4 protein-coding genes and 1 pseudogene are annotated in these 9,721 nt (G+C 32.7%); 3 read left to right on the top strand and 2 right to left on the bottom strand.

What is annotated here, in order from left to right; genetic code table 11:
* A partial coding sequence (locus tag EGI24_RS14070) for a choice-of-anchor D domain-containing protein (protein ID WP_255049093.1) occupies positions 1 to 2,619 on the bottom strand: 2,619 nt, incomplete at its 3' end.
* A 946-nt stretch (positions 2,620 to 3,565) separates the two neighbouring features.
* Positions 3,566 to 3,904, bottom strand: coding sequence for a LytR/AlgR family response regulator transcription factor (locus EGI24_RS22000; RefSeq protein WP_409035485.1), 339 nt, complete (start codon positions 3,902 to 3,904; stop codon positions 3,566 to 3,568).
* Between the two features lie 587 nt (positions 3,905 to 4,491).
* On the opposite strand from EGI24_RS22000, the gene EGI24_RS14075 reads away from it, so the two are divergent.
* From EGI24_RS14075 to EGI24_RS14085, 3 genes and pseudogenes are all read left to right on the top strand, one after another.
* Positions 4,492 to 7,473 (top strand): histidine kinase, encoded by a 2,982-nt coding sequence (locus tag EGI24_RS14075; protein WP_255049096.1) that lies wholly within the window; start codon positions 4,492 to 4,494, stop codon positions 7,471 to 7,473.
* 10 nt (positions 7,474 to 7,483) lie between these two features.
* The gene (locus EGI24_RS14080; protein WP_255049097.1) at positions 7,484 to 8,242 is read left to right on the top strand and encodes a LytTR family DNA-binding domain-containing protein; all 759 of its coding nucleotides are present in this window, start codon (positions 7,484 to 7,486) and stop codon (positions 8,240 to 8,242) included.
* 824 nt (positions 8,243 to 9,066) lie between these two features.
* Positions 9,067 to 9,721: pseudogene (locus EGI24_RS14085) on the top strand (IS21 family transposase); the annotation flags it as partial.

Consider the following 9,721-nt stretch of genomic DNA (forward strand, 5'->3'; position numbering starts at 1 on the left):
ATTGGTTTGGCTAGATGAAGTTACTGTCATTCCAGTTGGTTGGGTAATCGTAAAGGTCTGCGTAGCCGTACAACTGTTCGCATCCGTTACCGTGCAGGTCCATGAGCCGGCTGTTAAGCCTGTTACACTTACTGTCCCATCTCCAGTTGGATTGCCAGGCGTCCAGTTATAGGTATATCCACCTGCTCCTCCTGTTGGTGTATTGATACTGGCTGCTCCATTACTTCCTCCATTGCAGGATACATTGGTTTGGCTAGATGAAGTTACTGTCATTCCAGTTGGTTGGGTAATCGTAAAGGTCTGCGTAGCCGTACAACTGTTCGCATCCGTTACCGTGCAGGTCCATGAACCGGCTGTTAAGCCTGTTACACTTACTGTCCCATCTCCAGTTGGATTGCCAGGCGTCCAGTTATAGGTATATCCACCTGCTCCTCCAGTTGGCGTATTTATACTTGCCGCACCATTGCTTCCTCCATTACAACTTACATTAGTTTGTGAAAGAGCTGTTAATGATACATCTGAGCCAGAGCCCTCTACTGCAAAATCGTAGGTTGCTTCATCAGAATCGTTATTAGCCAAAGAAACCGTTGCACTTCTAAGTCCGGCTGCAGAAGGATTAAAGGTGATTTGAAAAGTGGTTGATCCAGAAGCCGAAACTGGACTTGTTGGATTTGATGAAACACTAAAATCAGAAGCGTTTGAACCACTTATGGTGGGATTACTAAAGGTTAAATTTGAAGTTCCTGTATTTTGGATGGTAAAAGTTCTAATAATAGTGCCCGAACAAACTGATTGACTCCCGAAACTTGTGTGATCCAACGTACTTGGCGTCAAATCTCCATCAGAAATGGAAACAGAATTCCCCTGAATATTTATCTCTGGAGACCCAGCTGAAGTCGTTGTAAATGAAAGTTCCGAACCATAGGCGGTACCCCCTAGATTTGTTGCATAAGCTCTATAATAAATAAGCGTACTTGAAGGTAATGAGCTTACTGTCCCCGAAAATATTCCATTACCTGATCCATTTGCAACCTTTGTATTATCAATTGTAGGATTTGTTGTAGTTGCCCAAACAATACCTCTTTCCGTTACAGTACTACCACCATTACCCGTTACCTCTCCACCAATCGTAGCACTTGTTGCACCTACACCACTCGCAGTTGTAGTTGTTACTGTAGGTGCTGTAGGTGCTGTAAACTTTGCATTAAACAAATCAGCAAAACCCGCAGAGGTAATTCCCGCTTGAGATCCAAAAGTAGTGGTTGTACAAAATGTACCAGTTACCCAAAAAGTGCCACTATTATTATTTGTGGTAATTCCTCTGCCAATACTTTGTAAAGCTGGCGAAGAGGTAGTTGCGTTATTAACCCATAACTCATTTCCATTTAAAGCATTATATCCTGCGATAAAAATTTGACCGAAACCGCTTGAATTAGATAAGCTTAATGACCCAAAATTAGTAGGACTAGAAAAATGGCTCCCTGAAATTGCAATAGTCCCTGTGCCATCACTTGTGATGGAGTATGCTTTTTCATCACTTGCAGTTCCACTAGTACCACCTGCCGATTTAGCCCAAACAAAACTATGTGCAGTTGGCGAGTAACTCCCAAGCCAAATATCATTCCCTCCTACACTCGTTAATGAGATTCCCGATCCACCATTAGGCAAAGTTAAAGTAGACTGGTATGAGCCTGAAACAAAAACATTACCAGTACTTTGATCATATACTCCAGAACTAACATCATCATTGGTGGATGTGCCAAATGTAATAGCGTTTGAAAATGCTCCAGTAGAGGCATTTAGCTCAAGAATAACAATATCTCTTTGTACTGAAGATGAATTTACATTATTTAATGTAAAAGAGCCAAAAGTAGCCGATGCTCCACTATAGCTAGTTGATACAACAATCTTATTACTTGAAGGAATAAAACAAATACCCGCCTCAGCTCCATCTCCGCTTGATGAACCGCCTGCACTAGCCCAAACACATGAACCATTAGCAGGATTTATTTTTTGTATAAATATATCTGAGGAGCCTTGCGTGGTAGGGGTAGTACATGTTCCTGTCCAAGGGTTTGTGTATGTTCCAGCCATATAAACATTGTTTGAGGCGTCGAAACATAAACCTAATGGTGAGTCACCACTCAAGGCTCCATAGCTTACAGCCCAGGATACAGCACCTGTTGATGCATTTAATTTTACTAAATAGATATCACCTGCACCAGTACTTGTTAGAGATGTAGAACCACCTATTGAGGCGGTTTGAGAATATGAGCCAGTAGCATAAACATCGGTTCCATTAGTAATGATAGAAATAGCAGTCTCAGGTCCAGCACTTCCTACAATTAATGACCATCTGTAGGCACCTGTTGATGTATAACTTGATATAAAAGCGTCGTTTGAACCTGCTGAAGTTGCACTTGCTGTTCCTGAACCATAGTCTAAATCTACGGTATTAGAAAAATTTCCAGTGACATAAATATTTCCTGCTGCATCCGTGCAAATTGCTCTTGATACCTCAGCCCCAGAAGAACCATTGCCTCCTGCATAAGTCCAATTGGATTGTGAATATCCTACTGAACAAACTAGTAGAAAAATAATTAATAGTAATTGCTTCATTTATAAATTATAGATTTGATTTAATGAAAAAAAAATAGCTCAAATGCCTCATTTAAGAAATGTTGTTAATAATTTGAGTGATCGAAAACCTAAGTCATTAATACTTTTAAAATTTCTCAGTAGTGAAAATCGTTCTTGAATTATACATTCGTTTGGAATGATGGATATAACGGTGGAGGATACACCATTAACTTTGGGAAAGTTAGTCTTACGATTTTTTGGGTATATTGTAGAAGATGAGGTAGAATATAATTCATAATTGAAGGATCATAAATTGAACAAAGCGTTGTTTTCAAATAAAAATGATTTGAATAACTTTTAGCAATGAGTGCATTAATGCGTCCTCAAATATCCAAATGACAATGTCCTAAAGAGAAAATCCAAAATATGTTAGTCTGTAAAAAAATAATTTAATATTTAAACAGATGTTGAATTTATAGAACATTATTCATTGAAAATGGCTAAATTGATACACTTCAATTAGAATATAATTAAAACAAATTTGCTTATTACATCAAAGTGAAACTGTATAGTGGCAAAAATAGAACGCCATGAGTGAAAGCTCTATACCATTTAAAACGTTTTTGGCACAACTCCAAGTAGTTTCGTTTTCAGGTACAAAAATCACTAAAACTGATAGCACTAAAAGGCTTTAAATTGTTGCCAAATCGGAGGAATATAATTGAATCCAATTGATATTACATACAAAGAATTACACTTTTGAATATTTAGTAATAATCAGATAATAATTACAAAAACAGCCTAGAAATAACTATTCATTCAATAAGGTTTTTAAGAAAAGCACTGAAAATTGAGTAGCGTGATTAATTTACAATTAAGCTAATATTTAAACTAAAGAGAAGAAGTTTTTAGATCCCCCCGACCAAATATCAAAACCTTTGGCAAAAATCATAAACTTCATTTATACAATTACCTTCTAGATATTTCAGTCAACTTTTGATGTACAATTACTCAAAAATTGAAATTCCTTTATTTTCCTTCTAGATATTTTAAAGACTTCTTGATTCTTCATTTTTAGGTATCCTCCTACCTCGTTATATTCTTTAAGATACATAGCGTTTAGTAAGACAGAACGATTAGGTCTAAGAAAATTGTAGGGCTCTAGACGTTTTGCTATTTGACCAAGATTGGTTGATGAAAGCCAAACATCTCCATTATTAAGGTAAATTTTTGTGTAATTTAGTTCGGCTTTTAGAAGCAAGATGGAATCAGGACTTGCTAACATTCTACTGCCGAGTGAAACGAATATATTTTTAATTTTCATAGTTAAATGCCTAAACCATATCAAGTTCAGAGAATTTGCAATACTGAGATAAATACAATTTTATACTTTCAAAAACAATAACTGAAGGTCTTCTCTCATAGTCATCTGCAAATATTTGCCTATAAAAAGAACACTTATAAATTCTTTTATTTCATAGTTTAAACTATAATTTGGCCTAAATCAATTATATTTTTTGAAACTTAAAATCAATTTGAAGAATTAAGGATTTCATCTATTTATTTAAGTTTAATACAAGGATTCAAATAAAAATAAGATTTCATTATTTGGAGGCTACCAATAAAAAATGATATTCTATTTTACAATGTTAGATAAATGTTCTTCGAAAATTAAAGAGGCATTAAAGTGCAAATTCTATTTTTTGAATTAACAATTTAAAGACCCAAAAGACTACTTCAATAGTGGGAAAAATAAATAAGCTTTATGAAAAACGCCAACCTAAATTGTTGTTCATTTTTAAATATTAATTGTCTAAAAGGCAAAATTAGAACACATTTATTGAAGAAAATTTACCACTTAAAACGTTTTTGGCACAACATGAATTACTCCAATCTTCATATATTTGAAGCATGAAAGCTAAGAGATTAAAACGATTTTATATTTATATAATTATTGTGTTTTGGATAAGTCCGCATTATTTGTATTCACAAGAACTTTATTTTTCAAGTATTAGTAATACTCAAAACCTACCATCACTAGAAACCTACAATATAATTCAAGATTCAAAAGGATATATTTGGATTTGTACCGAAAATGGACTCGTGAAATATAGCAGGGATTATAAGAAGATTTTTGATAAACGAAATGGTCTTAATGAAAACTCCATATATTACATCAATGAATATAATAAGGGGGAAATTGAACTTTTCACCTCTGACAATAGATTCCTGATAATTAAAAACGATTCAATTCAAGAACATAAATTTTCAAGAAGAATAAGAGATAATATTAATTTGCCTTACCGAGGGACTTTGTTTGATATTGGATACTCGATAAATAGAAATTTAGAGAATGACTTAATAGTAAATTCCAAGGTTAGGACATTTAAGGTTGGTGAAAACAATATTGAAATTCTGACTAACGATTTAAAGATAGATTCCAATGTTGCTTTTATTATTGAAAAAGGAGGCCAAAATGACTATTTTATAAAGAATAATCCTAATGAAAAAATTAATAGAGACATAAACTACATAATCATTAAAATAAATTCTGGTTCAAAAAACAGACATTATAAATTAAACCTAAGTAAAGACTCTAGAATCGACTGGAGGAATAGGATTGCCAACATGAATGGTTCCACTTATTTTACATTTCATGACAAATTGTTAAAAATTGACAACAATTTAAATATTGAAACTTACACCTTCCCAGCAGTAATTACTTCATTATATATTAATTCTAAACATGGGCTTTGGATTGGTGTTACTTCCAATGGGCTATTTCATTATCCTGATCCTAAAAATATGAAAGTGTTTTCCACTGGCCTTAAAGGACTAACCGTAAGTGGCACAATTGTAGATAACGAAGGAGGAACGTGGTGTACTACGACGGAAAAGGGCGTATTTTATTCAAGTAGTTACATGGTTAAACAGTTCAATGTTCTTAATGACCTAAATAAAAAAACTACATTACTTAAGACCATTGAAAACAGAACTTTCATTTCAACCCAAATTGATAATCTTCAAATTTTGAAGCAAAACAAAATAAGGAAAATCTCTTTGATTGGCACTGGAAATTCTGATGTTGTGGATATAATCCGTTTTAAAAACAAAATTTATCTGGCAACTAAGGGCTATGTGGGAGTCCTTGATGAAAATTTCAAACTGAACAATCAAATATATTATTTTACTAATGAGAAAAGAACAAGGAAAGTAAACATAACTGCATATCAGCTGGATAAAACCGATAATTTTCTGTACGTTTTAACACCAGCTATACTATTAAAAGTACAAAATAACAAGGGAGCGGTAGTTGGTAAAGCTTTCAATTCAAAGGCAAGATGCTTTAAAATGTTTAACGATGAAATAGCCTATTTAGGATGTTCTGATGGGCTTTACATGATGAATATTAAAAACAACAACCTTAATAAAATACAAGGAATTAATTCACCTGTCTCTAAAATAATAAGTATAAAAGATAGTTCTCTCCTTATAGCCACAAAAGGACAAGGTCTTTTCCAATTAACTAAGGGACATATTAAAAAGATTAATTTGGGTGAACACAATTATTTGTTAAATGATATTATCGATGACAAATATGGCAACATTTGGATTTCAACAAGTAATGGAATTTTAAAATTAACATTAAAAGAAAAACCAGGAATTAAAGTCATAAATCTTAATGAATCAAATGGTTTAATTTCTAAAAATATTGGAAATTTAACTGTTTCTGATAATCAATTAATTTTCTCTTCTTCTGATGGTTTGGGTGTATTCCCGATTACTATAGACTTAATTAATAAGCACCGACCTAATGTATATATTAATAGCATCCTAGTAAATGACAAACCCATTGACTTCAAGGAAGATGTAATCAATTTGACCAATAAAGAAAATTCGATTTTATTCAACCTTGATTTTTTATCTTATAAAAAAGGTAAAGATGAAAAAATACTCTACTCTTTGAAAGGATTGTTCAACGAATTTAGACAGACAAATAATAGCCAAATATATTTTGAAAATCTACCACCTGAGAATTATGAACTAGTCATTTACGGAGTCAATAATGATGGTATAAAAAGTGAAAAACCACTAATAGTTAGATTTACAATACAGCCAGCATTTTGGCAAATGAAAATTTTTTTATTTTTAATGCTGACTTTTGTACTATTGATAGCATATTTTTTAATTAGAAATATAATTCAAAACATTAAAGAAAAGGAAAGGGAAAAAACCAAGATTCAAAAATTAATTTCAGAATCTCAAATAAGGGCCTTGCAAGCTCAAATGAACCCACATTTTATTTTTAATGCAATCAACAGTATCCAAAATTATATATTAAATAAAAAAGAAGACGAAGCTTATGACTATTTGGCGAGATTTAGCAAGCTAATAAGAATGGTCTTAAATAATTCTAGAGAAAATTGGATTTCAATTAAAAACGAATTAGAAACTTTAGAAATTTATGTTCAGCTTGAGCAACTAAGGTTTCAGAATAGTTTTGAATACTTTATTAATATTGACGAATCTTTAGATACCTATAATACAGAAATTCCGGCTATGATTGTTCAGACATATGTAGAGAACGCTATATGGCATGGTATTATGAATTTAGAGACAAATAAAAAAGGGGTACTTCAAATTGATTTTTCGAAAAGTGGTAATACTTTGAAAATTGTAGTTGAAGATAATGGGGTTGGTAGAAAAAAATCAAATGAATTTAAAAACCACAACTACAAGAAGTCTCTAGGAATGCAGCTCGTTTCAGAAAGAATAAAATTGGCCAATGAACAAGATCCCTCAAATCATATAACACTTACTATAATTGACCTCTATGATGACTTGAATAATCCAATAGGAACAAGGGTTGAAATTTACATTATGAATTCTTGACAACATTATAATGAAAATTAGAGTACTAATAGTAGATGATGAAACAAATAGTAGAGAAGTATTATCAAATCTACTTTTGAAGCATACAATTGATATTGAAATTATTGGAGAGGCCTCAAATGTAGACGAAGCCTATGAGATGTGTTGCAAACTTCTCCCTGATTTGATTTTTTTAGATATACAAATGCCTAGATCAAACGGCTTTAATCTATTAAAAAAGTTTAAAGAAATTGCTTTTGAAGTTATCTTCGTAACTAGCTTTGACCACTTTGCAATTACAGCTATAAAATTCAATGCGTTGGATTATCTCCTTAAACCTGTAGAAATAATTGAACTCACCTCTGCTGTTGAGAAAGCTAAAGTCAATATTAGAAGAAAAAAAAACCAAAATTTACAATATATCAATTTGTTATATGATTTAGAAAATGATATTCAGGAAAAAAAATTTGCAATACATACTGGAGAAAAAGTTAGAATGATAAACTCATCTGAAGTAATATTTATTGAGGGTGATGGAAGATATTCAATAATATACATGGTTTCAAATGAGTTATTAACAACACCTAAAAACCTAAAAGAATTTGAAGATTTTTTCGGGTCGAAATCGAAATTCATTAGAATAAGTAAATCAATTCTAATCAACTCCACGCATATAAAAGAATATCAAAAAGGAGACCCTTTTATCATAAAAATGGTAAATGATAAAAACTTTGAAGCCTCCAGAAGGAGAAAAACAGATGTTTTGGAAAAATTATTACTTATTAAATAATATGAAGGCTTCTTTTTATAAATTATTATTAAATCATAAATTTTGAAATTGCGTCTTCTTGAATACTCCAGAAAAAGTATGCCACCTGATGCCAAATTGAAATTAAGACTATATATCTAAAAAAGTTTGTAATCTAACCAGCCTTATAAGACTATGAAAAATTAACATATTCATAGTGTTGAATGACGAGACAATAGGCTTATACAATCCTCGCAAAACAATATGTAAAACGTTTTGTAAAATCCTTTGTAAAACACTCAAAATCTTGGGTGTTTTTTTTATGCTCTTTAGTGTGTACACCATGTAAACATAGGAAATTAATAGAAATTTAACTATTGTATACACCCTGTGTACACCACTGTAAACGGCCTTCATTGCTAATTAATGGCCACTTTTGCTGTATACACCTCCCATTTTTGAAAAGGGCAAGCTCATAGTTTTAGTTAATGGCTGAAATGTGAAACATTTTGTTATGCTTATTCGGAATTTAGACCTAAAAATGGGCTCTATTTCTCATGATAAGATTGCTTTTTATTTCATCCTACTGAAGTGTGCTGAGAATTGAAGTTTATGTACCGGAATATCCTTTGATAATTCCTTTTATTTGTTGAATATGCCGCTGTGAATGATGTATTGTAAAATTGACCCAGTCTATTACAGTCATTTTTAAAAAAATAAGCCCTTTCTCATTTGGCAGCTGGTTGGGTGGATATTCCGGCTCAAAGTGAGCCACTGATTCCGGGTTAAAGTGAGCCACTAATTCCGGGCGAAAGTGAGCCACTTGGTTTTTGATTTGATTACTAACTTGGTATAAAAATACCAAGATGGCTAATCAAATTTTATCTATGAATAAGTTACATTTAGTTTTGCGATTGCTGATGGAGGGTAAATCCCGAAGGTACATTAGTCGAATCGTTGAGATTTCTCGCAACTCCGTCGATAAATATATTCATATTTTCAACTCTCATCCCTTAGGTCTTCATGAGTTGCATAAGCTTGATGATTATGATTTACAACTTATCGTAAAGCCTGAATATCAAAGTAAATCATCATTGGAAACGTTGTATGATGGTTTTGCCTCTGTTGTAAAAGAACTTAAAAAGGTAGGAGTTACGAAACAATTTTTGTGGAATATTTACAAAAACAAGCATCCTGACGGCGTAGGGTATTCTCAATATTGTGACCACCTGAATAAGTATTTAAAGAATAATGAACTCAGTTACGTTTTTGACCATAAAGCGGGGGATAAGCTAATGGTGGACTTTGCTGGAAAGAAGCTATGTCTTACTGATTATGAAACAGGAGAACAGCTTCCAGTAGAGTTTTTTGTGGGCATACTTCCATGTAGCGGCTTTACCTTTGCCAAGGCCAGCTTGAGTCAACAAAGCCCTGATTTTTTAGGTTGTTTAGGAGCATGTATGGCGGCAATAGGTGGTGTGCCAGATGCAATTGTGACAGATAATCTAAAGCCAGCTGTGA

Origin of the sequence: Lacihabitans sp. CS3-21 (assembly GCF_024343675.1) — a bacterium.
Classification (GTDB): Bacteria; Bacteroidota; Bacteroidia; order Cytophagales; family Spirosomataceae; genus Leadbetterella.